Here is a 25,834-nt window from a genome sequence, read left to right on the forward strand (position 1 = left end):
GAGATTTTAAAATCTCTTATTCTTGAGGGGAGATTAAAATTTAACTGTAGAAGCAATAGTTTGAGCTGCTTTAGCATTATACAAATGACATATGTTTTGTGTTGCAGCTATAACATAGTTGGCATATGCTTTTTCTTCAGCAGTTCCAGTTTTCAAATCATCTTGATAGCTTTTTAACCACTCATTCATATTGAATTCAAGACCTTTTGGTGTTAAGAACGCAGAATAATAGTTATTTTTATATAAAGCATAACCATATGGGGAATCTGAGTTTGTATTTTCTTTTAAGTAAGCAGTCGTATCCTTGAAGTTTCGTAAGGTTGTTGTCGTATCATTTTTAAATTCAAGCCAACCTTGAGCCAATTGATTTTGCTGTTCTTTATTTTTTAAATCAGCATCTAAATCTAAATATTCTTGAGTATTTGAAAATTCTTGTAGCTGTAGGCAACTTGAACCTTCAGGAAATTTTACTTTAGAAATATTGGCATATAAATCCAATAAGTAGTGTTTAACTGGGTATTTATCAGTTAAATTCCGAGTGATTGCATAGTAATCCGCAGGTGATAACACTTCTAAAAGATTTTTACCACTTAAATTTAAAGTTGTGTATTTCTGTGTATATTGTAGTCCTTTAGAACCAATACTTGAGTATGGGCTTAAAGTCCATTGTGTATTTGAAGCTTGAATGGTACCTGAGTAATGTCCTAATTGAGCATCTACAGGGGCATTAACTTCATCATAGAGACCATCACTTGTTACAGTTATACCTTTATACGAATGATAAGAAGGATCTGTACTGGTTTCTTTTGAATAAGCTTTACCATCTTTAACTGTTAAAACTTCTTTATCAATGAAATAGCCATCTTTCTGATCGGTATAAAAATCATAAGAAGTCCATTGCTGATTACTCGTATTTCCAGAGGTTTGGCCATTGCCAGATGATGATTGTGATGAATTATTTGAGCTAGATCCTCCTCCACAAGCAGTTAACATAATTGATGATAAGATTGTAAAAGATAATAGTTTTATTTTCATATATTTCTCAATTTTTTGATTTTAGTTGGTGAGTAAAAATCACTCAGGTTTATCTTATTCAAAATGTAAAAAAATACAATTACTCTTAAAATTATTTTTTTTGAATTTTGGACGAAATAAATCCCAAAACAAATGCACTGACAAAAAATACAATCGCTGAATACAGTAGAGAGTGACTGCTAAAATAAACGGTTAAAGTTGCTAAAACGACAATGGCAGTACATAGCCAAATTGCTAAACTTGAAGATCGCGTATCTTGTGTTGTCATAGAAGTAAAAATTTCTGAATTTTCAAAGGGATCGATCTGATTTTTAAGGTCTGATTCTAATACGATTGTTGGAGTTTTACCATAAAAAAAGTAAGACTGATCTTCAAAACGGGCAAAATCTTCACGCTGAAATTCTGCGAAATCTGAGTTTTGTGTTGTATTTAATTGATAGTTTTCAAGTTGTTGTAAGGGATGCAGTAAAAATTCAGCATCATCAGGATCTAAAGGCAAGCCACTGGTTCTAAGCAAAATATACTGAGGAAAATGCTGTTCGATCATTGCTTGAAAATCTGCAAAATAGCCTACATGTTCCACACCAAAAATTTCAAGAAAAACCGATTTTTGCTGTGCTAAATTAACTAAAGCCTGCTGCCGATCAATGACTAAATAGGCATAGTGTTCATCAAGAAATTCTTGTTGATATTCTTCGAAATCATTTTGGTGATGAATATCGTTAAAATCTAAATCTTCAATATATTTTGCCCAATGAAGATTGTCCTGTTTAAACAGCATGAACCATAAAATTGGAATAAAAGCATTTGCTTCAAGTTCAAAAGAAGCAGTCTGAAAAAAATCTTGCCATTGATTTTGGCTGCCTAAAGGCATATGACTAAAGCTTGAACTGGTTAAAAATACAGGATGGCTCATGATCTTGGATGCTCTATTTTTAAGTTTTATGATGATGTGATTTAGCCTAGCCTAACTTTATGATAAGAATTGTTGTAAAGCTGTAGGGTTCCGTATGCAAGAATCAGTTTTATTTTTATATATTGATGAAATTGACATTATCAACATGGAAAAAAATAGAAGTAGTCATCCTAAAATTTCTAAATTTCGATACAGTAGTATGCAACAAGTTGCAAAGCCAAATATTAAAAAAGGATGTGCCATGACAACTCGCTATGCCAATATTTTAAAACCGTTGCATTTAGGCTTTACCACCATTAAAAACCGTGTGGTTATGGGGTCAATGCATACAGGTTTAGAAGACCGTTTTTATAATTATCCAAAACTCGCTGCTTATTTTGGTGAGCGTGCCAAAGGTGGTGTGGGGCTAATTATTACGGGGGGGATTTCACCCAACCGTCAGGGGTGGTTGTTGCCTGCTGGCGGTACTATGAATACCTTGGGTGATATTGCGCCACACCGCTTGGTTACCCATGCAGTACATAAGCATGGTGCCAAAATTCTCATGCAAATCCTGCATGCAGGTCGTTATGGTTATCAACCTTTTGTGGTTTCATCAAGTCCAATCAAGTCCCCCATTTCGCCTTTTAAACCACGTCAAATGAGTGATCGTCTCATTTTAGACACCATTCAGGATTATGCCAAAACTGCAAGTTTGGCAAAAAAAGCGGGTTATGATGGTGTGGAAATTATGGGTTCAGAAGGCTATCTGCTGAATCAATTTTTAAGCCGTCATGTCAATCAGCGTGAAGACCGTTGGGGTGGGCCGATTGAAAACCGTATGCGTTTTGCCGTGGAAATTGTCAAAGCCATTCGTGAACAAGTCGGTGAAAAATTTATTATTTGTTTCCGTTTGTCTTTGCTGGATTTGGTTCATGATGGCAACACCATGGATGAAGTCATTACTGTGGCGCAAGCATTGGAAAAAGCAGGAATTACACTGCTAAATACAGGCATCGGCTGGCATGAAGCTCGTGTTCCAACCATTGTGACTTCAGTACCACGTGCAGCTTTTGTCGATTATACCGCTGAAGTGAAAAAACACGTTTCTGTACCTGTTATTGCATCAAACCGAATCAATATGCCTGATACAGCAGAAGAAATTCTGGCAGCAGGCAAAGCGGATATGGTGCAGATGGCACGTCCATTACTTGCCGATGCATTTTGGGTGAATAAAACGGCAACTAATCGTGTTGATGAAATTAATACTTGTATTGCGTGTAACCAAGCATGTTTAGACCACAGTTTCCAAAATAAACGGGCGAGCTGTTTAGTGAACCCACGTGCTGCACATGAAACAGAACTGGTCTATCTAAAAGCCAAAAAACCGAAAAAAATTGCGGTTGTGGGTGGTGGTGTAGCAGGCATGTCTGCAGCAACAATTGCGGCTGAGCGTGGACATCAAGTGACTTTATTTGAAGCATCGAATGAAGTTGGCGGACAATTTAACTTGGCAAAAGTGGTTCCGGGTAAAGAAGAGTTCCATGAAACTATTCGTTATTTCAAAGTTCAGATTGAAAAAACAGGGGTAGATTTACGTTTAAATACCAAAGTCAACCGTGAGCAACTTGAACGTGAAGGCTTTGATGAAGTCGTGATTGCGACGGGTGTGGTGCCTCGTGCATTAAAAATTGAAGGCAGTGATGCACCGCAAGTGTTGTCTTATGCGGAAGTATTACGTGGTGCACCTGTGGGGCATAGTGTTGCGGTCATTGGTGCAGGTGGGATTGGTTTTGACGTATCTGAGTTTTTATTGAAACCAGAACATCAACCTCAGCCACAACCTTTGGCAGACTGGCAACGTGAATGGGGTGTCGACTCAAATCCAAACTATATGACTGAAGGTGGGGCTGTTCCTGCTGAGGTTGAAGCGCCGATTCGCCAGATTTATCTCATGCAACGTAAAACAACCCCGTTGGGCATAGGCTTGGGTAAAACGTCTGGTTGGGTTCATCGTGCACAATTGAAAAAACATGCTGTGAAAATGATGCGTGGTGTGCAATATAAAGCTGTGACCAATGAAGGTCTATGGGTTGAGCTTGATGGTCATGACCAATTATTGCGTGTGGATACGATTGTTGTGTGTGCAGGTCAGGAATCAGTGAAAGATTTAGTGCCAACTGAAGGTGAAAATACCTTAGCAAATTATCATGTGATTGGTGGTGCTAAGTTAGCTGGTGAGTTAGATGCTAAGCGTGCAATCCGTGAGGGTGCTGAAATTGCAGCCAAACTTTAAGCAAAATCTTTGATTTTGATGAAACATTATGCATTTGAATGCTTTGGATGTAATTTTTACTTGTCAGAATTGAAAAAGCTCCGTATTATGGCGCACATGGAAGCGTGGCAGAGCGGTTTAATGCACCGGTCTTGAAAACCGACGAGGGTGCGAGTCCTCCGTGAGTTCGAATCTCACCGCTTCCGCCAAATATCTAAAAAAGCCCTTGTTTTTACAAGGGCTTTTTTATTGTCTATATATTTACCCCACAACCTACCCCAACTCCGTAAATTTATTTAATACGTGCCACACGTGCATGCATCTCATTGACTTGGCTTTGGAAATTTCTTGCACTCAGTTTATCGCCTGAGAAACACTGTTTCGTAAGATTTGATGCAATGCATTTTGGTTTCGACCAAACTTCGCCGATGATAGCCTGACCATTTTTTCCATAGTGTTCTCCCTAAACGTTTAACTGTTCGAAGTAATTCATTTAGCTCTAGCGAGCTGGTCTTTGTATCTTTCCAAAGTTTCGTATTTTTTCTTGGTGGAATCACCGCATGCGCTTGTCGCTCTGCGATGACCTGACGGCATTGCTTGGTGTCATAAGCCCCATCAGTATAGACCGAGTCAATCTGTTCTTCTTGTGGAATCTGATCCAGTAAATCACCAAGCACCTGTGAATCACTCACATTGTTGGTTGTGAGCTGAATAGCGCGTATTTGAAGGGTTTCAGCATCAATACCAATATGTAACGCCATTGGCGACGATATTCAGGCTGATGTTTTGTACGTTTCTATTAGCCTTCACCTAAAAACTTTAAGCCAGTAGAATCAACAAGTAGATGGAGACCATTACTGCTTTTTTGATAGTTAATCACAATATCAATATGCTTTTGTCTTCTACAAATAGTGGAATACGAATATCGCTGATATTCGGGGCTGTCCAATCTAATCCACAAAGTTTAATCAGACCTTGAACAAAGCCTGTGACCATACGTAAAGACAAACGGAATAGAGATTTAATCATCAGACAGCATTGGATAGCAACATCAGAATAGGTTTGATTTCGACCATGTTTGCCTTTTGGTTAAGCATACCATTGAGTTTTGGGATCAAACCAAATAGAAATATTTCCTCGATTTATTAATGCTCTGTTACATGTTGAATATTTATGTTTTGTGCTATTTACACAAGGTTATAAGTTTGCAACAATTTAATGTGATATAAATCATAAATTATGCTGTTATGCAAAATCTAACACAAAATAAAGTCACTTTAGCTATTTTTGTCGCAATCTTGGGCAATGTAACACACGCTGCCGATCCACAAAACATTGATGCAGACCAACAGATTAGACAACAGCAGCGCGATCAAGCCTTAGAAAAACAAATACAACCTGCACCCACCGTTCAAACAGGCTTAGATCAAAGCTTACAAAGCAAACCACAACTTCAATACTTAAAGTCACATAGCGAAAGTGTCTGTTTTGACATTAAAAAGTTTGTGTTGATGGGAGAAGATGCACGTCAATTTACCTTTGCGATGCGTTCAGTCACACAAGGTGAAAACAATATTATTGGGCGTTGTATTGGGGTACAAGGTTTAAATCAAGCCTTGGATTTGATTCAAAACAGTATCATCAGTCATGGTTATGTGACCACACGGATGTTGTTGCCACCACAAAATATCGCGTCTGGTGAAGTTAAACTGCAAGTTATTGCAGGAAAAGTAGATCAAATTCAATTTGCTCAAGGGACTTCAAAACGCGCCCATAAATGGAATGCATTGCCAGTGACGTCAGGTGATATTTTAAATATTCGTGATGTTGAACAAGGTCTAGAAAATTTTAAACGTGTTCCGACAGTAGAAGCAGATTTTAAAATAAAACCTTCAGAACAACGCAATGAACCTGGCTATAGTGATCTTGAATTGGCATGGCAACAATCCAAACCTTATCGTATTCACTTAGGGATTGATGATGCAGGTTCAGACTCAACAGGTAAATATCAAGGAACGGCGACACTCTCACTCGATAACTTGCTCACGGCCAATGACTTATTTTACGGTAGTTATAACCATGACTTAGGTGGTGGAGATGATGGCAAGCGTGGAACGGATGGTTACTATCTCAGTTATAGCATTCCTTTTGGATATTGGTTATTCACAAGTAGTTATAGTCAATCGGACTATAACCAAACTGTGGCAGGCGCGAGTGAAAGCTATGAGTATAGTGGTAAGAGTAAGCTGATCGGTGCAGATCTTTCACGTGTGCTTTATCGAGATGCAAAACGTAAGACGACGGCAACAGTGGGTGGGTGGTACCGTGAATCGCAAAATTATATTAATGATACAGAAGTAGAAGTACAACGCAGAAAAACAGCGGGTTGGAAAGCCAGCCTTGACCATACTGAATATTTATCCAATGCAACTTTAACAGGTAATTTGACCTACAAACGGGGCACAGGGGCTTTTAATGCCATGTATGCGCCAGAAGAAGAATTTGGTGAAGCATTTACCCATGTCGGTATTTTACAGGCCAATGCCAGTTTACAAGTTCCTTTCAAAGTCGGTCAGCAATCTTTGCAATACCTTGCGGAATGGCGCACTCAATACAGTAAAAAACCACTGACCCCGCAAGATCGCTTCTCAATTGGCAACCGCTATACCGTGCGTGGTTTTGATGGTGAACAAACCTTAATGGCAGATAACGGGTTTCTCATCCGAAATGAATTAAGTGGCTCGATTGCCAGGTTACCTATGCAATGGTACGTAGGTGTGGACTATGGTGAAGTGGGTGGAAAAACCGCACATGAACCAAATCCGCTTTTGGGTACAAACTTGATGGGGGTTGTTGCAGGACTACGAGGTCAAGTCTTGAAATCTGTGAGCTATGATGTATTTGTCGGTACACCGCTGAAAAAACCAGATCATTATAAAACAGACAATGTGACCACAGGATTTAGTCTGAATTGGATGTATTGATGGGTAACTGCCTTATTTTTAGGATATGTGTATGAAATTTGACGGAATTGATGTGATTTCACCTGCACTTTTTCCAAGTGAGCAGTGGAATGAAGCAGAGGTTTTAGGTGCAATGACATGGTTATGGTTTTTATCTGACAATTGTAAAAATTTAACTGTATCTGATATTGCCTTACATGTTTTACCGACAATAAAAAATCGCCAATTTGCAGTGTTTAGTCAAAACTCTCAGCCTTTTGGGTATATCTCGTGGGCAAATTTAGATGAACAGTCCGAAGCGAGATACGTTTCTTCTGAGTCTTGGATTTATACACATTCAAATTGGAATTGCGGTGATCGCATGTGGTTGATTAATTGGTTTGCACCTTTGGGGCATAGTGCTTTGATGAAAAAATTAATCGAAACGCATTTATTTCCTGATCATTGCTTTAGGGCATTTTACCATAAAGGATTAGTTGAAATTCCTAAGATTATGACTTTTAAGGGTAAATCTGTTTCAAAGTCAGATGTAAATCTTTGGGCGCAACAACATCCAATTTTAGCATCACGTAGCATTTAAATAAAATTTAATATTAAAAATTTAGGTCGAGCATCATGAATAAGAACCGATATCGCGTTATCTATAGCCAAGCCCGTGGTATGTTTATCGCAGTTGCTGAGATTGTAAAAAGCCGTACAAAGAATGCGGGTCAATCAGAAGGCAGTACGGCGATTGAAGAAGAAAATACAATAAGTTCTGTGAGCTATAAAAAAATCAATACGCTCAATTTTGCGGTGATCAGTTTACTCGGTGCTGTGATTTATACCGTACCCTTATCGAGTATTGCAGGCAGTCAAATTGTTGCAGACAAGTCAGCACAAAATTCACAACAAGCGACGATTCTTAATACCAGTAATGGTGTCACACAAGTCAATATTCAAACCCCAAGTGCAGGTGGCGTTTCTCGTAACACCTACACTCAATTTGACGTTGGGCAAGAGGGGGCGATATTAAATAACTCGCGCAATAATGTACAAACCCAAATTGGTGGATGGGTACAAGGTAACCCATGGTTAGCCAAAGGCGAAGCCAAAGTCATTCTCAATGAAGTGAATAGTAGTAACCCTAGTCAACTCAAAGGTTATTTGGAAGTTGCGGGTAAATCGGCACAAGTGGTGATTGCCAATCCATCAGGCTTAGTTTGTGATGGTTGTGGCGTAATTAATGCAGACCGCTTTACGCTAACGACTGGTCAAGCAGTGATGAACCAAGGCTATCTTGAATCATTCCGTGTACGTGAAGGGCAAGTGACCATCGAAGGTAAGGGCTTAAACGGTAGCCTCACGCCTTATACAGATATCTATGCGCGTGCCTTGCAAGTTAATGCAGGCTTATATGCCAATGAACTGAATACAGTGCTTGGGCAAAATAATATTTTGGTCAAAGACCAAGTTCAACCACACGTTACAGCGGTTACAGGTACAAACAATACCAATCCACCTGCCTCTGGTTTTGCCCTTGATGTAGGGCAATTGGGCGGGATGTATGCGGGTAAGATCTATTTAGTCGGTACTGAAAATGGACTCGGTGTACGCAATGCAGGTTCAATCAATGCCAGCACAGGTACTTTGACCTTAAATGCCAATGGTGATCTGACCAATACAGGCAATATCATTGCCAATAAAGATCAAATTGTTATCCAAGCACAGAATGTTATCAACAGCGGTAACATCAGTAGCACACAAAGCAAGATTCAAGTGGATGCAACAGAGATTCAGAATAGTGGATTGATTGCCACCAATGATGAATTGAAACTCAATGCACAAGCAAACATTAATAATAATGACGGTGTGATCAATGCGGGACGAATTGATTTTACTGCACAAAACCTGAGCAATGACAAAGGTCAAATCCAGCAAACAGGTCAGCAAAAACTCAATATCACGGCAAAAACTTTAGATAATAGCCAAGGTGTGATTGGACAAGCCACGCAAGATAATACCACTGGAACTCAAACAGGTACAACGACACCACCTGTTACAGACCCTGAACAAAATTCATCTGCACAAGATAGCAGTTCGATCACGGTTGCTGAGCCGACTGATATAACACCAAAAACATTTGATGCAGGTCAAATTCAAATTGCGCAAGACATTCGCAATGTGTCAGGACAAATTTTAAATAATGCAGATATCACACTAAAAGTTCAGGACAGTATTAAAAATAATGGCGGTGAAATCCAGCTACCTGAATTGCAGTTCAATGGACAAAACTTTGAAAATCAGGAAGGTAAATTTACAGCCAAAGTGATTAATATCACTGCACAAAATGCCAATAACCAAAAAGGTGAAATCAATGCGACAGAAAGCTTTGATCTTGTAGCACAACAACTCAATAACAATGAAGGGCGCATACAAAGTGCCAAAGCACTGAATTTAACAGCCAAGCAAATCGACAATAGCAAAGGTCAAATCCTCGCAACGGATGCTTTGGTATTGGATTCTGACAATACCAATAATACTGAAGGTGTCATTGCTTCAGTGAATAGCGATGCAACATTAAACATCACCAGTTTAAATAACAATAAAGGCGAAATTTCAGCGCAAAATGTACAACTCACTGGGCAAACATTAAATAACCAACAAGGTTCACTTCAAGCCAAAACAGGTGATTTGACCTTAAAAGTAGGTCAAATTGACAATGGTCTTGTACAAGATACAGCTGGCAACTTAATTGCAGCTAAAAACCTGAATATCACGGCACAACAGCTGAACAGTACTGGACAAATTTACGCTGGTGATACCGCAGATTTAGCAATTCAACAATTGCGGCAAGATGGACAATTGGCGGCACTGAATAAAATCAAGGTACAGTCTGACAATATTACGAGCAACAAAGATGCAATTTGGGCAGCAGGACTGGATCAAGACGGTAAACTGAGCAATAGCACTGCAACCCTGAATATCGATGCACAACAAGTGCAACTTGCAGGCACGGTTTTGTCGGGTGAGTCGATTGCAATCAATGCAGCACAAAATGCAAACTTGAGTCAAAGTGCTACACAAGCCAAAAATATTCAGGTCAATACCCAAACGCTTGATACATCGAATGCAAAAATCATTGCTGATCAACAACTTGATTTAACAGCGCAACAAAGTATCAATAATAAACAAGGTCAATACAGTGCTTCGCAAATCAATATTGATACGGCACAACTGAACAACGACCAAGGTTTGATTCAGCATACAGGATTAAATGATTTTATTTTAAATGTCGCAGATCGTATTGATAATAATGCGGGCAAGATCATCAGCAATGCCAACACAACTGAGATCAAAACTGCGAACTTAAATTCTGTTGGGGGTGAAATCCTGCATGCAGGTGATCAACAACTTAAAATCACTGCACAGAACCTACAAGGGCAACAAGGTAAAATCCAGAGTAACAGCAATTTACAACTCGAATTGGGTACAGCCAATTTAGACAATGCTACGACTGCTGCGCAGAATATTAACCTCAATGCAACGACACTCAGCCATCAACAAGGACAATTGATTCAAAGTGATGCCAATGGACAGTTGAATATCAATGTTGCGCAGAACCTTAATAATACTTCAGGTGTGATCAGCGGTGCGGGGAACGCTACCCTCAATACGGCTGATTTAAACAACCAACAAGGTGTGATTCAAACACTGACTGGCAAAGACTTGAAGATTAGGAGTCAAAAACTTGACAATCAGTCAGGCAAGATCATTGCAGGACGTGATGCCAATTTACAAGTGAGTGAACTGAACAACGATACGGGGACAGTTTATGCCGATGGCAAATTGGATATTGCTGCAACACAAAACATCAGCAACCAACAAGGCTTAATTGCATCACAACAAGCATTGACTTTAACTGGACAAAATCTCAATAACCAAAAGGGACAAATCCAATCTGAACAAAGCGATGTTACTTTAAAGCTCGCTCAAAGTATTAATAATCAGTCAGGCAGTATTCAATCTGCACAAGTCTTGAATATACAAAGCTCATATTTAGACAACCAGTCTGGGCAATTGATCTCGGGTGCAAATAGCCAACTGAACGTGGCAGAACTAAATAACCAAGCAGGTACGATTTATTCTAAAAAACTATTAGATGTGACTGCATCAGGTACAGTAGATAACAGTGCAGGCACGTTGGCTGCTGAGCAAAACCTCAATCTAAATTCACAACAATTATTGAATGATGCAGGACAAATCCGTTCAGAAAATGCCAATACCACGCTGAATGTGGCGAAAGATATTGCCAACAATACAGGTTTGATTGCAGCGGCAAAAGATTTAAATCTGACAGCACAAGACGTCTATTCACAAAAAGGTCAGCTGCAATCAGGGGCTAATGCCAACCTCCAAGTGAATCATTTAGACAATACAGAAGGTGTCGTTTACGCAGCAGAACAATTACAACTCAATGCTACAGGTCAGTTGAACAATAGCAAAGGTGTGGTAGCAGCAGAACAACTGGCTGATTTAACAGCGGATTCAGTGATCAATGATGCAGGACAAATCCGTTCACAGCAAGACCAGTTAAAACTGAATGTACAAAATGATTTAAGCAACCAAACAGGCGAAATTTCAGCAGCAAAAGCCATTGCATTAACAGCAAATAAGCTGAATAACCAAACAGGTAAAGTGATTGCGGGGACATCGCTCAATGCCACAGCTCAACAGATTGACAATACATCAGGGACAATTTACGCCCAAGATCAACTCAATCTGAATGTTGCAGATCAACTGAATAACCAATCAGGGATTATTGCTGCCAATCAACAAGTACAAGTTCAAGCGAAGAATTTAAACAACAATGCAGGCAAAATCCGTTCAGAGCAAAATCAACTGGATTTAAATGTACAGCAAACGCTGGATAACCAGTCTGCTGAAATCTTTGCAGGCAGCAATGCTAATCTGAATGCAACCACGCTGAATAACCAGCAAGGGACAATTTACGCTAAAAATCAGCTTGATTTAACGACAGGTCAACTGAATAACCAACAAGGGCAAGTCTATGCAGCGGGTGCTGCAAATGTCACGGTACAAGGTGATGTTCAAAACCAAAAAGGCGTATTGGTTGCAGGACAAACCCTAAATGTGCAAAGTGCTACCTTGGACAATACCGAAGGAACCTTACGTTCTGAACAAGCAGATCTAACAGTCAATGCACAAGGGCAATTGATCAACCAACAAGGTGATATTTATGCAGCACAGAATACGAGCTTAAATACACAAACTTTGGTGAATACTGCTGGACAAATTGCTTCACAAAATCAATTGAATATTGACACCAATCAACAACAACTGACTAACCAAAGCGGTAAAATCATTGCCAAAGTTGTCCATTTGAAAACTGGAACATTGGACAATCAAACAGGTTTAGTTCAAGGCGAACAATCGGTCAAAATCGATACACAAAATCATACATTGTTAAACAACAATTCAGGAACTCAGGCGGGTATTTTAAGTCAAGGAAGCCTTGATATTGCTAATGTTTCACAACTGGATAATGTCAGCGGTTATATTGCCGCAATTGGTACAACGAATATCACTGCGCAAAATCTGAATAACAATAATGGTCAAATCAACAGTCAAACAGATTTAAACATCCAACAGCAAAGTTCCGGTGGTCGTATCGATAACGTGGCTGGACAAATTCAGGCACAGCAAAATGTCAACTTGAATGCAAACACGATCAATAATACGGGGATGGGTAGCCATATTATTGCAGGTGAAAAACTCACTGCAACGGCCAATCAAGTTCTCAACTCACAAACTAAAGATGCAACTGTGCTGGGTGGATTAGACGCTAAAAATATTGAGATCAATGCATCTGTACTCGACAACCAATCAGGGGTGGTTCGTGCAACAGATCAAGCCAATCTAAACATCAGCACACAACTGAGTAACCAAGCAGGGTCGATCAGCAGTTTAAATAGTTTGAACATCGGTACAGCAGATAAAACCCTGAACGTGAACAACACGGGTGGTGAATTACTCGCAAAAAATCAATTAACGCTAAAAGCAAATGAGTTGATTAATAAAGGGAAAATCATCAGTGAAGGCAATGTCGATATTGATCTAAAACAAAGTTATACCCACACCAAAGATGATCAGATTTCTGCCAATGGTACACTGAAGTTAAATACTGACAATGATTTAGTGAATCAGTCTGAACTCACAGCGGGTCAAAAATTAGAACTCAGTGCTAAAAATATTAACAATGAAGCAGGAGCAACGATTTCATCGAATGAAACGCATTTAACTGCACAAGATACCGTCCATAACCAAGGTTTGATTAACGGTGAGTTGACGCATATTCAAGCGGATCGTGTGTGGAATGATGGTGCGCGTATTTATGGTACGCAAGTTTCAATTCAAGCCAATACCTTAGACAATAAATCTAATACTGCAGGTACAGGCGCAGTGATCGCATCGCGTGGTGATATGGATTTAGGCATCCAAACCTTAAACAACCAATCAGGTGGTGTGGTTAAGGAAAGCGCACGTGATAATGCTTTGATCTTTAGTGCAGGGGATTTAAATGTTGGTGGAAGTTTAGATGCAAATTTAAAAGCTCAAGGTAGTGCTGAGAAGCTTTACAACGGCAGTGCGGTGATTGAGTCATTGGGGGATATGTACCTAGGGTCGAAAAATATTCAGAATGTAAATGAAAATCTCGTGATCAATAAAGAAGTCGAGAAAAGTCGAGAAAATATTACAGAATATGGAGATGATAATAATCGTTGGGATTCAAGTTTAGTTCGTTTTACAAACGCAGATGAAGCAGATAATGCAGTATTAATTGTTCCTAAAGCAGGCAGTACAAATGAGACAGAAAATTTCGGAGGGAAGAATAGTAATGGAGAGGATTGGTTTAGATATGAATTTACGCGATTGCAACTTGAGGATGAAATCGTAACGACTAGTCCTGCTAAAATTATTGCAGGTGGGAATCTGAGTTTTACGCCAGGCGCTCAATTTTTAAATAAAGACAGTCAAGTTCTCGTTGGGCTTGCAATTACCAATGGAATCCAGTCAATTCAAAATGATGCTACAGCATTAAGACATATCGTCAGAGTGGATGAAGCAACGAATAAGAAAACTTATCATACTGTAGAATATGGTGGAAAACTTAATGATAAAAAGAAGAATATAGAAGAATCAAGAACACCTATTACGCCGGCTGATATCATTACAACGCCAATCAAACTGGGCGTTGTTAAAGAATATACCCAAAGTCAAAGTGTTGATCCTACAGAAACTGTAAATACTCAAACAGTTCAACAGCAGATACAAGATGCGAAAAAAGTTGATCAAACTCAACTCACAGCACAACAAATTCAAAATCAATTGCTCAATGTGGGAAGTGGTCAGGCAATATCTGAATTGGCCAACACATTACAAAAACCGAACTCACCTGATCAGTTGAAAGTAGATTCAAAAGAAAATACTGATATTGATACACAACAAAAAAATGTTGATGCAGTGAAGAGTGATCAAATTGCTGATGTTAAAAATGATGCTTCTAAAGTGAATCAGTACAATGATGTGACAGTCAGAACGATTGCACAGGACTATTTAACATTGCCGAGCAATGCATTGTTTAGCACCAATAAAGATAGCCAAGCAACATTCCTTGTAGAAACTGATCCTAAATTTGCTGACTATAAAAACTGGTTGTCATCTGACTATATGTTAGAGGCACTAGGATTAGATCCTGCAATGCAACAAAAGCGTATAGGGGATGGTTTCTATGAACAACGCCTAGTACAAGATCAGGTTGCACAGCTCACAGGTTTCCGTTTCTTGGAAGGATATGGTTCAGATGAAGAACAATATAAGGCATTAATGAACAATGGTTTGTCATTTGCAAAACAATATGGTTTACGACCAGGCATTGTATTAAGTGAAGCGCAAATTGCACAGTTGACCAGTGATATTGTGTGGTTAGAAGAAAAAACAGTCAGACTTGCAGATGGAACCACAACTAAAGCACTTGTACCACAAGTCTATGTAAAAGCCCGTGTTGCAGACTTAAAAGGTGACGGCACTTTGCTCACAGCGAATTCAATAAAGCTGGATGTGCAAGGGGATGTGATCAACTCAGGCACGATTGCAGGTAGACAAGCGCTTGTCCTTAATGCCAATAATGTTGAATTATTAAATGGAAGAATTCAAGCAAATCAAGTTGGGTTATCAACCAAAAATGATTTAAATATTGTTGGTGGGCAGATACAAGCGAAAGATCAAGTTGTATTAGATGTTGGTAAAAACTTTACATTGCAAAGTTCAACACAAAGTAGCTCGAATGACTTTGGTAAAAGCCAATCAACATATACAGGGATTGATCGTATTGCAGGCATTTATACAACTGCTTCACCGTCCCTCATTCCAAATGTAACTGCCTTAAATAGTGAAAATTTAAAAACAACGATTTCAATACGTGTGGGTGGTGATACTAATATTAGAGGGGCGGAAATTGGTAATAAAACTGGCGGTACGAATATTACGAGCCAAGGTCAACTGAACGTTGGTGGAGTCTCAACTTCTACGAATGACAGAGCAACCACGGATGCTCATAACTATAGTTACATTTCCAAACAGCAAGATATAGGGTCAACGATACAAGGCGTTGGTGATACTCGTTTACAGGCTGAGAATATCACAATAAAAGGCTCACAGATTTCAAGTGAACAGGGTTCAACAGTACTTTCTGCTCAAAAAAATATAGATATAGTAGAAGGGCGAAAAACTTTAGATTCTGAACAGGCGAATCGAACGGATTCGAGTGGCTTCTTAAGTCATAAAACCACACAGACGCACGATCACTTAATCACGGATGAAGCCATTGCAAGTAATATTGCAGGGAAAAATGTGGTTATTGATGCCAGCAATGTTAATATTCGTGGCAGTAAAGTTGTATCGGATGATCTGACTCAAATCCAAGCGAAAAATAATATCGACATTACCGCAGCTGAAAATCGTTATTCGCAAAGTTCTGAAAGTTCAGTTAAAAAGTCTGGCTTAACAGCTAGCCTCTCTGACGGCGTAGCAAGTGTCGGATATGGCAAGTCGAGCAATCAAAATAAACAGGACAATCAATCGACTTCACTGACGCAAAGTCAAATTATTAGCAAGGCAGGTAATACCAATATTCTGGCAGGTAAAGACCTAACCGCAGAAGCAGCGATCTTAGGTGCAGGAAAGGATTTAAATCTGCAAGGTGCAAATGTAAATTTAAATGCTGGATATGAAACAACAAATCAGCATTCTGAAGCACAAAGCAAAAATTCAGGTGTATCCGTTGGTTTAACGTATTCACCACTAACGGCTGCAGCTTCAACTTATAAAAAGAATACAGATAACAATCAATATTCAGACAGTGCTGTAGGCAAAGTGATGTCACAGGCAGATGCGATAGACAAAGCCACTCAAGCAGCGATGACCCCAATCGTCCTGACAGCAGGAAGTCATAAATCGAATCAGACCAGTGACTACAGCACCAATACGGCGGTTGTTACACAAGCCTCAGCGCAAGGAAATTTAAATATCATTGCCACTGAAGGCAATATCAACAGCCAAGGTGCACAACTTTCAGCAGAAGGTGATGCTTTACTGCATGCTAAAGATAATATCAATCTAAGTTATGCCACAGATCAGGAACAACAAACAGCGAATAGCAAACAAAGTGGTTTTAGTATTGATAACCGAAACATGCTTGCGCCTGCAGGTGTTTATAACAATAAAAATCAGGGCAATGGCAATATTGATAAAGTCACAGGTACTCAATTGTCATCGGGTGGTAAAACTACATTACAAACTGAAACGGGTGATATCAATATTCTCGGAAGCTCAGTGGCAGCAACGGGTGATGTGAATCTCAATGCCGCTCGTGACGTCAACATTAAGTCTACTCAGAATAGTCAAAGTCAGAATGAAAGTAGTTCCAATAAAGGTATTGGTAGTGCTCAGATTTCAGATACAGAGCAGTTCTATGGCTATATGAAAGGTCAGAGTAACAGTAGCAGTAACGATGTAGAGCAACAACGCAGTCAGGTTGGTAGTCTTGAAGGCAATGTTAATATCCACGCAGGTAATAATTACAACCAACAAGTTGCAGATATCGTTGCGAAAAAAGATATTAATATTGATGCTAAACAAATCAATGTATTAGAAGACCACAATATTGGTCAATCAAGCAGTTCAGCCGATGATCTGAAAGTCGGAATATTCAAGCGAATCAGTTCCCCAATTTTAGATTTATTAGGTTCTGCGGATAAAGCAAGTGAAGGAAATGCCGATGACCGTACTCAGGCATTACAAACCTTGGCGACAGGTGCTCAAGCCTACCAAAGTTATAGTGATATCAAAGGTGGCGCATTAATTAAAGCGGAAGCAGGTATCGGCTTTAGTACCAGTGAAAGCGAACAAGCCAACAGTTATGCAACTTCACAGCAAAACAAAATCAATGCAGGTGGAAATGTAAATCTGACCAGTACAGAAGGCGACATCCACCTACAAAATACCCAAGTCAAAGCAGGCGATACCATCAGCCTAGATTCAGCCAAAGATATCTTACTTGAATCAGGACAAAGCCAAGAAAAAGCAGAGGGTTCCAACAGCAATGCAGGCTTGAGTGTAGGTGTGGGGGCATCGGCTGGTGCACAAACAGGTGTGTATATCTATGGTGAAGCAGGCTATGGTAAAGGTAGTAACCATACTGATAATAACACGCATGAGATGACCACACTTGAATCTGACCAGCTTAGCATCAAGAGTAAAGGCGATACCACGTTAAATGGTGCGCAGGCGAAAGCAGATCGGATCGATGCAGATGTGGGTGGAAAACTGAGTATCATTAGCCAACAAGACCGCATTGACCAAAGTACAGAGCAAACAGGTATAGGTGGACGAGTACAGGCTTCATTGGGTACAGCATGGCAAGTTTCAGGGAACTATAGCAACAGTGAAGCCAATGGACAATCCAACAGTGTTAACCAACAATCAGGATTATTTGCAGGCGAAGGCGGTTACCATGTCAAAGCTGACAGTGTGGATTTAAAAGGTGGTGCGATTGTTTCTACTGCAAGTAAAGACAAAAATGATCTCACTGCGAACAGTCTGACCTTTAGCAATATTGAAAACCAAAGTGCTTATGATGCGACGACAGTTGCTTTGTCAGGAGGCACTAAGCTTGGTCAATATGGCGGTGAAACTTCGCAACCGACGAGTAATGAAAACTGGCGCAATAGCACAACCTTTAGCCCAAGTCTGCCACAGCATGAGTCGGACAAAGACAGCAGTACCACTTATGCTACTTTAAGTGAAGGTAATATCACCATTGGTGGTAAAGCTACAACGGCAGAGCAGTTAGGCATACATAGCGATATTGCGACTGCAAATAAAAAAGTGGATACCCTGCCAAACTTACAGGATATTTTAGACAATCAAAAAACTGTAGCTGATGCGACTTCCACAATTGCGGCAGCATCACGGACTTATGCGCAAGATCAGATTAAAAATGCAACTGCGGAAAAAGAAACGATTGAAAATTCAATTAAAGGAGAATTAAGTGCTGAGGATTTAGCGATTGTAGAAAAAATGAGCCCGGTTGAGCAGGGTAGATATTTTTCTCAATATTCAAATTATGTGGTTGCATCATCTAATGAGAAAGCTGTAACTGCAAAGTGGGGTATGGGAGGGGATAATAGTCGTGCATTGAATGCAGTTACGTTGGTGATTGCAGGAGCATTAGGTGGACAAACAGATGTTCAAGTTGCAAGCAATGCCTTGGCACCATATGCATCACAATTAATTGGTCAAACCTTTGGACATGGTGAGGACAAGAACACCACTGCGCAAATGGTCAGCCATGCGATCTTAGGTGCAACGCTTGCTTATATAAATGGAGGTAATCCAGCCGCAGGTGGAACAGCTGCTGTAGCGAGTGAGGCAGCAGCGAATTACTTTGCAAAACAATATGATGACGGTAAAACTGCGATTAACCCGAAAACTGGTGAGTTTGATCCAAATCTTTTACATGAAGGAGTGAAGTCGAGTATACGAGATTTGACTGCTGCAATTGCAGTCGCCGTTGGCGGAACTGTAGGTGATTCAGTATTTAATGCTCAGTTGAGTGGTGTGGTAGGGCAGAATGCTGTTGAAAATAATGAGTTTTCTATAGTTAGTCAAGGTGTAAATAAGACTCTAGCTGAGAATAGAAAGAAAAAAGAAATTCAGGATAAATTGTTAGCGGCGTGTAAAAATCAGAGTTGTATTATTCCAATACCTGAAAAGGATTTGGGAGATAAGGCTATGGGAATTATAAACGATTTAACAGTTCGTCAAATAGCCGCAGCTTTAGGAGCAGAATATGATCCATTGTCTAGAGAAAAAATTACACCTAAAGAACGAGTAGATGCGAAAGTTGCAATGTTAGGTTTAGGTTTTTCTAAATCATTATCTGGGCCAATAAAACTGACTGAAGAAGCTATAGTTGCATTGGAGGTGAAAATAGGTAAAGTTGGTACACAAAAACTTTTGGGATTACCAGTACCTAAATCTAGTCAACTAATCAATATGGATAAAATGGATCCCCATGAGATTGCTCAAGCACAGTCTATCATTAATTTAAAAGGTGGTATTTTTGAAGGAACACCAAGAAAACGATATCCTGGAATTGATGGATGGTTAAATGGTGTACCTGTTCAACTTAAAGAAGTAACAGGAAATAGTTTAAATTCTATTCAAAAAAATATATTAAAAGCTGATGCAAGTTTGAAAAAGCATGGTTATGAACAAGCCGAACTGTATATAGATGCAATCCAAACTCGTATTAGTCGAGAGCAGTTAAATGATTTTATAAAAAAAGGGACTCCTATTAGTAATGTACTTAATGAGGGGGCAGTAAAATCTATCTCTATTAATACAAAAGATGGTTGGTTGATTATTAATAGAACTAATATGATTAAGTAGGGATGTAATATGATTTCTTTATCAATACCTTGTAATAAATATGTAAGTTCTGAAAAATTATTTCAATTAATTTCATTGAAATTAGTGGAAATGAATATGGCTGAAATAATCTTGAAATTTGATGGTAATTTACTATATATTGATTCATTTGAGGCTAGAGTTTGGATAGATATCTTTAATATAGAAACAACTTTAAGTGATTTAAAAGATACGGCGTTGGGTGAATTATTAATTTTAAGTAATTTTCCTGATAAAAATGAAGATGATGTTTTATATAAATATATGTATGATATTAGTTCAAAAAGTAGGGATTTTGAAACATTAAACATCATGAATAAATTAGCTTTTTTATTATCGAAATATGAAAATAGTTTTATATTTGATGATAATGGATTATTGGGTGCTAATAAAGGAATATATTCTCCAGAAGAAATGATGGAATTTATTAAATAGTTCTATAGTCGTGGCTTAAATGTAGCTATCCAAAGATGACGCTGTTATTTCTAGGAATTATAAGTAAATGTTAACGGTTAAAGTAAATTTTGAAAATAATTTGTATACAAAGATGTTGTTGGAAACTAGAGATAATCCTTGCTTATGCAAAATTTATGAAAATTTTGAAATAATCTTTTTTGAATCTATTCCAGAAATGACAGGGATAGTAAAAGAATGGAATATTAAAGATATTGATGAGCGAGTTCCAGCAGGTGTTGGCGGAAAATATATACATTATAAATATGGTTTAATAACGATTAGTCATCAAATTGATGATCTCTATATTATTGAATCTCTTAAGATGTTTGTAAGAGGAGAAGGATGGATTGATGTCATTGCAAATAAAGAATATGTTGACCTTATAGAAGAAGAGGAGCCTGACTGGCTTAAAAAATTATAAGTAATTGTTGGACTGTAAATTATCTCGTTCAATATGTGGTTATAGTTAAAGCGTTGTTGCATTACATACACAATAAAGCCCTGAAAGCTTAGACTTTCAGGGCTTTATGCCATCAAATTACAAGTGACTAATAAGCGGTTTTTCCAACCCTAAACGTAACATCAGAATACTTAAATCTTGCCCAATATTTATGCATATGCCGCTGAACTTGCCAATGAAAAGGCAGTTACCAAAGAATGGGGCATGGGTGGCGATAGCAGTCGAGCTTTAAATGCTGTGACCATCGCTATCACAGGTGCATTGGGTGGACAGACTGACCTACAAACAGCTAGCAATGCACTTGCACCTTATGCAGCACAAGTGATTGGTGAAAAGTTTGGTCATGGTGAAGACAAGAACACCACCGCGCAAATGGTCAGCCATGTGATCTTGGGTGCAACGCTTGCTTATGTGAATGGTGGCAATCCCGCAGCAGGAGGTACAGCTGCGGTTGCGAGTGAAGCAGCAGCGAATTACTTTGCAAATCAATATAAAGATGATTCACGCTATCAGAATGAGAAAGGGGAGTTTGTTCCGAATTTATTACCTGAAGATGTGAAAACACAAATCCGAGATTTGACCGCTGCAATTGGTGCTGTAGCAGGTGGAACAGTAGGGGATTCAGCATTTAATACACAGCTTGCGGGTGTAGTTGGGCAGAATGCGGTGGAGAATAATGTGGACTCTCCTGCAGATTATAAAAATGCACAAGCAAATGCTCGCCAATTATATAAGTCTGCGTGTGCATCAGCAGGGTTGAGTGCTGGTTCAGCAGCATGTGGTCAATTTTTACGTAATCAGACAGTTGTTATTTTAAAGAGGGCTGGAAATTTAACCTTGGATTTTGTTCCTATTATTGGGGACATCAAAGGCTTTGTTGAAGCAAAATCTGTAGGAGATTATGTATTTGTAACAGTCGGTATTGTACCCTTAGTTGGTGATGCTGCACAAAAATATTATAAAGCCCAAAAAATGTTTAAAGAAGCAAGCGAAGTTCGTGATGTGGCTAAGATGAAGGCTGCAATGAATGATGCTGTGCAAGCTTGTTCAGGAGGGGCTTGTTTTACAGCGGGTACTCTAATTGAAACAAGTGAAGGTTTTAAAGCGGTAGAGCAATTTGAAGGTGGTGAGTTTGTTTGGGCAAGGAATGATGCTACTTTAGAATATGGCTATCGTCCTGTTATCGCAACAAGAGTGACTGCTGAACAAGCAATTTTTGAAGTTGTTATTCAAAATAAAACCGGAAAAACTGAAATACTTGAAACGACAGCTGAACATCCGTTCTGGATTAAGGATTTTGGTTGGTTAAAGGCGTCATTACTTCAATCAGGTATGACTTTACTGGATCGGAATAATGACGAGTTAACAATTGTTAGCCAGACCTTGATCCCAAATAAAGTTGAGACTGTTTATAACATTGAAGTTGATGGATTCCATACCTATCATGTAGGTGAGTTGGATACATGGGTTCATAATGCGAATTGCTGTGAGATTAAAGTTCCTAATAGCCCAATTAAACCAACTACACAAACACCATCTACGATTACAAAGATAGATGGCAAATATTTTGATTTGAAAGCTGGGCAGAAAGGTGATTGGAATAAGATTGCCAATAAACCTGAAGCAAATTCAATTTATAAGTTTGACAATGGTTATACTTACAAAACAGATGCCAATGGTCGTGTAAATAATGTAGAAGCCAATTTGAAATTGGAAGCTAATGATCGGAATGGCCATCAACAAAGAGTTTCAGGAAGAGGGGATCGATTAGGTACTGATCATGGAGGTCACTTAATTGCTTCTATGTTTAAAGGTCCAGGTGAAGGGATTAATATCGTTCCGATGGATAAGAAGTTTAATGGCTCTAGTGGTGCTTGGTATGAACTTGAAAAAGATTGGAAAAAGGCTTTGGAAAGTAATCAATCAGTCAAAGTAAATATTACCCCGATTTACTCTGGAACAAATAAGCGTCCAATATCATTTGTTGTTCAACAGGAGATAAATGGTATTAGATTAAATTTGCGAACTTTACAAAATACGGCAACAGGAAAATAGTATATGAATGATCAAGAAATATATCAAAAAATAGGTGAGATTTTATGGTCAATAATGCCAAAAGATGCCACTGTAATATATTTTACAGGAGATATATATCCTGAGCATTATTCAGGGGGAGCTAGATGGTTATTAAAAAGTGGAAAAATTGATACCTTTTCGTTTGGAGATATGGGGGCTTATGAAATTGAAAACAAAATATGTGGATTAATGTCAGAATTAAGAGAGTTAGATATGTTTCCTGAAAAATGGACACATTATAAAATTACCTTAACTGACGAGGGTAAATTTAATACGGAATTTGCTTATATTCCTGAAGAAGATAGTTGGGTCAGTCTTCATATGAGAGGAATTAGTGATCTAACTGAAGAAGAGTGGGAAAAAGATTACTCTCAAATTCCAAGAGAATTATGGGAAGAGAGAGTTAAGTTGAAGAATGAGAAAAAATGATTTCGATAAAAAGCCTTGAGTTCGTCTCAGGGCTTTTAATTTACGGAAAATAGTGTATTGCCTCGTTCCATATATGGTCTCTTCCTAATTCCATGATTAGATAGCTAAAGTGTTGTTACACATACACAATAAAGCCCTGAAAGCCTAAACTTTCAGGGCTTTATGCCATCAGATTACAAGTGACTAATAAGCAGTTTTTCAACCCTAAACGTAACATCAGAATACTTGAATTTTGCCCAATATTTATGCATATGCTGATGCGCTTGCCAATGAGAAGGGAGTTATAGCTGAATACGTTTCTATGACTACATGATAATTTAATTTTAATATTTAAATATCAATATCTTATATAAATTAAAATGTAACCTATAGTTCAATCTTGCTATACCAAAGAATAGGTATTGGTGGTGATAGTAGTCGTGCTTTAAATGCGGTGATGATCGCCATTACTGGTGCATTGGGTGGTCAGACTGACCTACAAACAGCAAGTAACGCACTTGCACCTTTGCCTCGTTCCACCCCTTACGAAGTATACTTCTCAGGTGGAATGCCAAACAGGTTGGCATATGATTTATAAAAAAATTCAATTTTAGAATGAAACTTATCCATGTTAAATTATTCAAAATTTAAAATAATAATAGTCACTTATGGCACGCAGTCGATATAAATTTAAAGACAGTCAGCATCCTTATTTTATGACATGTACGATTGTGCATTGGTTACCTATATTTTCAAGCCGATATACAGCAAAAATTATTATGGACAGCCTAAAATTTTTACAACAAGAAAAAGTGAAAATATATGTTTGGGTCGTGCTAGAAAACCACATACATTTGATCGCCCAAAGTGACAACATCTCTCAAGATATTGCACGATTTAAAGCATTTTCAGCAAAACAAATTTTGGCATATTTAACGGAGCGAAATGCCAAAACCCTATTAGATCAACTCAAATATTACAAGAAGAGTTATAAGGGTGAATGATCCTAGCCAAAATAATGGACAATGATTCCCTCTAAAGATAGCGTAACGTTAACTTTGGAGATGTAAAAATGGCTAAACGCTTTAGTCCAGAATTTAAACAACAAGCAATTGATTATGCACTTTCAAACTGGTACGAATCTGTGGTTGCTATCGCCCAGAAATTAGGTGTGGGTTATTCAACATTAGATAAATGGATTCGTGAGACCAACCCCACTGGTTCCAGCAAAAGACAGCTCTCGCCAGAACAACAGCGTATTTTCGATTTAGAAAAAGAAGTCAAACAACTCAGGGAAGCTAATGATATTTTAAAAAAGGCGCATGTGTACTTCCTGACAGATCATGCCAAGAAAAGTACACGGTAATCCAAGGCCTAGCTGTGACTGAAATTACGGTTTCTTCTGCCTGTAAATGCCTAGGTGTCAGCACTTCGGGCTACTATGCTTGGCGAAAGAGACAGATTTACGTCAATCAGAAGTACACTGATTTAAAAGCTGTATATTGGCAACACCATGCTCGCTTAGGAGCACCTTCATTGGTGCACGACATGCATGATTTAGGTTACTGCATGAGTGAACGTACAGTTGGAAGGATGCTGAAAAAGCTAGGATTACGCAGTAAAATTGCTCGTAAATACAAGCATACGACAGATTCAAGTCATCGACGCCCAACAACACCAAATTTGTTAGATCGACAGTTCACTGTCACTGAGCCGAATAAGGTTTGGACAACAGATATTACTTATATTCGAACCAATGAAGGCTGGTTATATTTATGCGTGCTACTCGATCTATTTAGCCGACGTATCGTTGGTTGGCAGACAAGTACACGAATAGATCGTCAATTGGTATGTGATGCGTTTAACTACGCACTTGCACGTCAGGGCTATCCAACAGGTTTGATGGTACATTCGAACCAAGGCAGCCAGTACTGTAGTCGTGATTTTAGGGCTTTATTGCTGAGCAATAAAGCGATTCAAAGTATGTCACGACGAGGCAATTGTTGGGATAAAGCAGTAACAGAAAGCTTCTTCCACACACTGAAAGGGCATGTGATACATGACAGTGTATTTTCTACGAGGAAAGAGGCGAATTCGGTCTTGTTTGAATATATTGAAGTTTACTACAATCGAATCAGAAGGCATTCAGCAAATGGCTGGTTAAGCCCTGAAGCCTTTGAACAAAAATATTTTAAGAATTTAGAGGGATCGTCTGTCCACAACACTGTCTAGGA

At 38.7% G+C, this 25,834-nt stretch carries 12 protein-coding genes, 1 tRNA gene and 3 pseudogenes; 13 read left to right on the forward strand and 3 right to left on the reverse strand.

Translation table 11 applies throughout. The annotated features are described in order from the left end of the window. Nucleotides 1-33: 33 nt before the first annotated feature. Both HUV91_RS01590 and HUV91_RS01595 read right to left on the reverse strand, forming a co-directional pair. Entirely contained in the window at nucleotides 34-1,035 is a 1,002-nt protein-coding gene (locus HUV91_RS01590) for a hypothetical protein (RefSeq protein ID WP_174492308.1), read from the reverse strand. 91 nt (nucleotides 1,036-1,126) lie between these two features. Then, entirely contained in the window at nucleotides 1,127-1,951 is an 825-nt protein-coding gene (locus tag HUV91_RS01595; RefSeq protein ID WP_174492309.1) for a hypothetical protein, read from the reverse strand. A 241-nt stretch (nucleotides 1,952-2,192) separates the two neighbouring features. Between HUV91_RS01595 and HUV91_RS01600 the strand changes: the two genes are divergently transcribed. Continuing rightward, nucleotides 2,193-4,226: an NADPH-dependent 2,4-dienoyl-CoA reductase gene (locus HUV91_RS01600; RefSeq protein ID WP_174493570.1), complete on the forward strand. Its 2,034-nt coding sequence runs from the start codon at nucleotides 2,193-2,195 to the stop codon at nucleotides 4,224-4,226. Nucleotides 4,227-4,324: 98 nt separating this feature from the next. Further along, nucleotides 4,325-4,414: transfer RNA gene (locus tag HUV91_RS01605), tRNA-Ser, on the forward strand. A gap of 64 nt (nucleotides 4,415-4,478) precedes the next feature. On the opposite strand, the pseudogene HUV91_RS01610 reads toward HUV91_RS01605, so the two are convergent. Beyond that, nucleotides 4,479-5,375, reverse strand: a pseudogene (locus HUV91_RS01610) (IS5 family transposase); the annotation flags it as partial. A gap of 77 nt (nucleotides 5,376-5,452) precedes the next feature. Between HUV91_RS01610 and HUV91_RS01615 the strand changes: the two are divergent. The 11 genes and pseudogenes from HUV91_RS01615 to HUV91_RS01660 all read left to right on the forward strand — a co-directional run bounded on the left by HUV91_RS01615 (nucleotide 5,453) and on the right by HUV91_RS01660 (nucleotide 25,832). Beyond that, nucleotides 5,453-7,189 (forward strand): ShlB/FhaC/HecB family hemolysin secretion/activation protein, encoded by a 1,737-nt coding sequence (locus HUV91_RS01615; protein WP_174492310.1) that lies wholly within the window; start codon nucleotides 5,453-5,455, stop codon nucleotides 7,187-7,189. A 31-nt stretch (nucleotides 7,190-7,220) separates the two neighbouring features. Then, nucleotides 7,221-7,748, forward strand: coding sequence for a toxin-activating lysine-acyltransferase (locus HUV91_RS01620; protein ID WP_174492311.1), 528 nt, complete (start codon nucleotides 7,221-7,223; stop codon nucleotides 7,746-7,748). Between the two features lie 35 nt (nucleotides 7,749-7,783). Further along, nucleotides 7,784-20,182 (forward strand): hemagglutinin repeat-containing protein, encoded by a 12,399-nt coding sequence (locus tag HUV91_RS01625; protein ID WP_174492312.1) that lies wholly within the window; start codon nucleotides 7,784-7,786, stop codon nucleotides 20,180-20,182. A gap of 9 nt (nucleotides 20,183-20,191) precedes the next feature. Further along, a complete protein-coding gene (locus HUV91_RS01630; RefSeq protein WP_174492313.1) occupies nucleotides 20,192-20,635 on the forward strand; it encodes a hypothetical protein in 444 nt (147 codons plus the stop codon). A 67-nt stretch (nucleotides 20,636-20,702) separates the two neighbouring features. Continuing rightward, nucleotides 20,703-21,077, forward strand: a complete 375-nt coding sequence (locus HUV91_RS01635; RefSeq protein ID WP_174492314.1) for a hypothetical protein — start codon at nucleotides 20,703-20,705, stop codon at nucleotides 21,075-21,077. Nucleotides 21,078-21,272: 195 nt separating this feature from the next. Next, a pseudogene (locus HUV91_RS16560) lies at nucleotides 21,273-22,641 on the forward strand (polymorphic toxin-type HINT domain-containing protein); the annotation flags it as partial. Between the two features lie 113 nt (nucleotides 22,642-22,754). Then, nucleotides 22,755-23,171 (forward strand): annotated as a pseudogene (locus tag HUV91_RS16710) (DNA/RNA non-specific endonuclease); the annotation flags it as partial. A 3-nt stretch (nucleotides 23,172-23,174) separates the two neighbouring features. Beyond that, a complete protein-coding gene (locus HUV91_RS01645; protein WP_174492316.1) occupies nucleotides 23,175-23,621 on the forward strand; it encodes a hypothetical protein in 447 nt (148 codons plus the stop codon). 379 nt (nucleotides 23,622-24,000) lie between these two features. Beyond that, nucleotides 24,001-24,198, forward strand: coding sequence for a hypothetical protein (locus HUV91_RS01650; protein ID WP_174492121.1), 198 nt, complete (start codon nucleotides 24,001-24,003; stop codon nucleotides 24,196-24,198). A gap of 70 nt (nucleotides 24,199-24,268) precedes the next feature. Continuing rightward, nucleotides 24,269-24,604: a hypothetical protein gene (locus HUV91_RS01655; protein ID WP_174492317.1), complete on the forward strand. Its 336-nt coding sequence runs from the start codon at nucleotides 24,269-24,271 to the stop codon at nucleotides 24,602-24,604. A 68-nt stretch (nucleotides 24,605-24,672) separates the two neighbouring features. Continuing rightward, a protein-coding gene (locus HUV91_RS01660) for an IS3 family transposase (protein WP_174492318.1) occupies nucleotides 24,673-25,832 on the forward strand; the annotation gives its coding sequence in 2 pieces (ribosomal slippage) (nucleotides 24,673-24,919 and nucleotides 24,919-25,832; 1,161 coding nt in all). The last annotated feature ends 2 nt before the right edge of the window (nucleotides 25,833-25,834 follow it).

The sequence above is a fragment of the Acinetobacter sp. Marseille-Q1623 genome (assembly GCF_902809895.1).
Lineage (GTDB): Bacteria > Pseudomonadota > Gammaproteobacteria > Pseudomonadales > Moraxellaceae > Acinetobacter > Acinetobacter piscicola_A.

Bases quoted from the DNA above. Each gene is read 5' to 3' on its own strand.
- HUV91_RS01600 (WP_174493570.1), top strand. From the start codon at position 2,193: ATGACAACTCGCTATGCCAATATTTTAAAACCGTTGCATTTAGGCTTT.
- HUV91_RS01625 (WP_174492312.1), top strand. From the start codon at position 7,784: ATGAATAAGAACCGATATCGCGTTATCTATAGCCAAGCCCGTGGTATG.
- HUV91_RS01615 (WP_174492310.1), top strand. From the start codon at position 5,453: ATGCAAAATCTAACACAAAATAAAGTCACTTTAGCTATTTTTGTCGCA.
- HUV91_RS01630 (WP_174492313.1), top strand. From the start codon at position 20,192: ATGATTTCTTTATCAATACCTTGTAATAAATATGTAAGTTCTGAAAAA.
- HUV91_RS01645 (WP_174492316.1), top strand. From the start codon at position 23,175: ATGAATGATCAAGAAATATATCAAAAAATAGGTGAGATTTTATGGTCA.
- HUV91_RS01635 (WP_174492314.1), top strand. From the start codon at position 20,703: ATGTTAACGGTTAAAGTAAATTTTGAAAATAATTTGTATACAAAGATG.
- HUV91_RS01590 (WP_174492308.1), bottom strand. From the start codon at position 1,035: ATGAAAATAAAACTATTATCTTTTACAATCTTATCATCAATTATGTTA.
- HUV91_RS01620 (WP_174492311.1), top strand. From the start codon at position 7,221: ATGAAATTTGACGGAATTGATGTGATTTCACCTGCACTTTTTCCAAGT.
- HUV91_RS01595 (WP_174492309.1), bottom strand. From the start codon at position 1,951: ATGAGCCATCCTGTATTTTTAACCAGTTCAAGCTTTAGTCATATGCCT.
- HUV91_RS01655 (WP_174492317.1), top strand. From the start codon at position 24,269: ATGGCACGCAGTCGATATAAATTTAAAGACAGTCAGCATCCTTATTTT.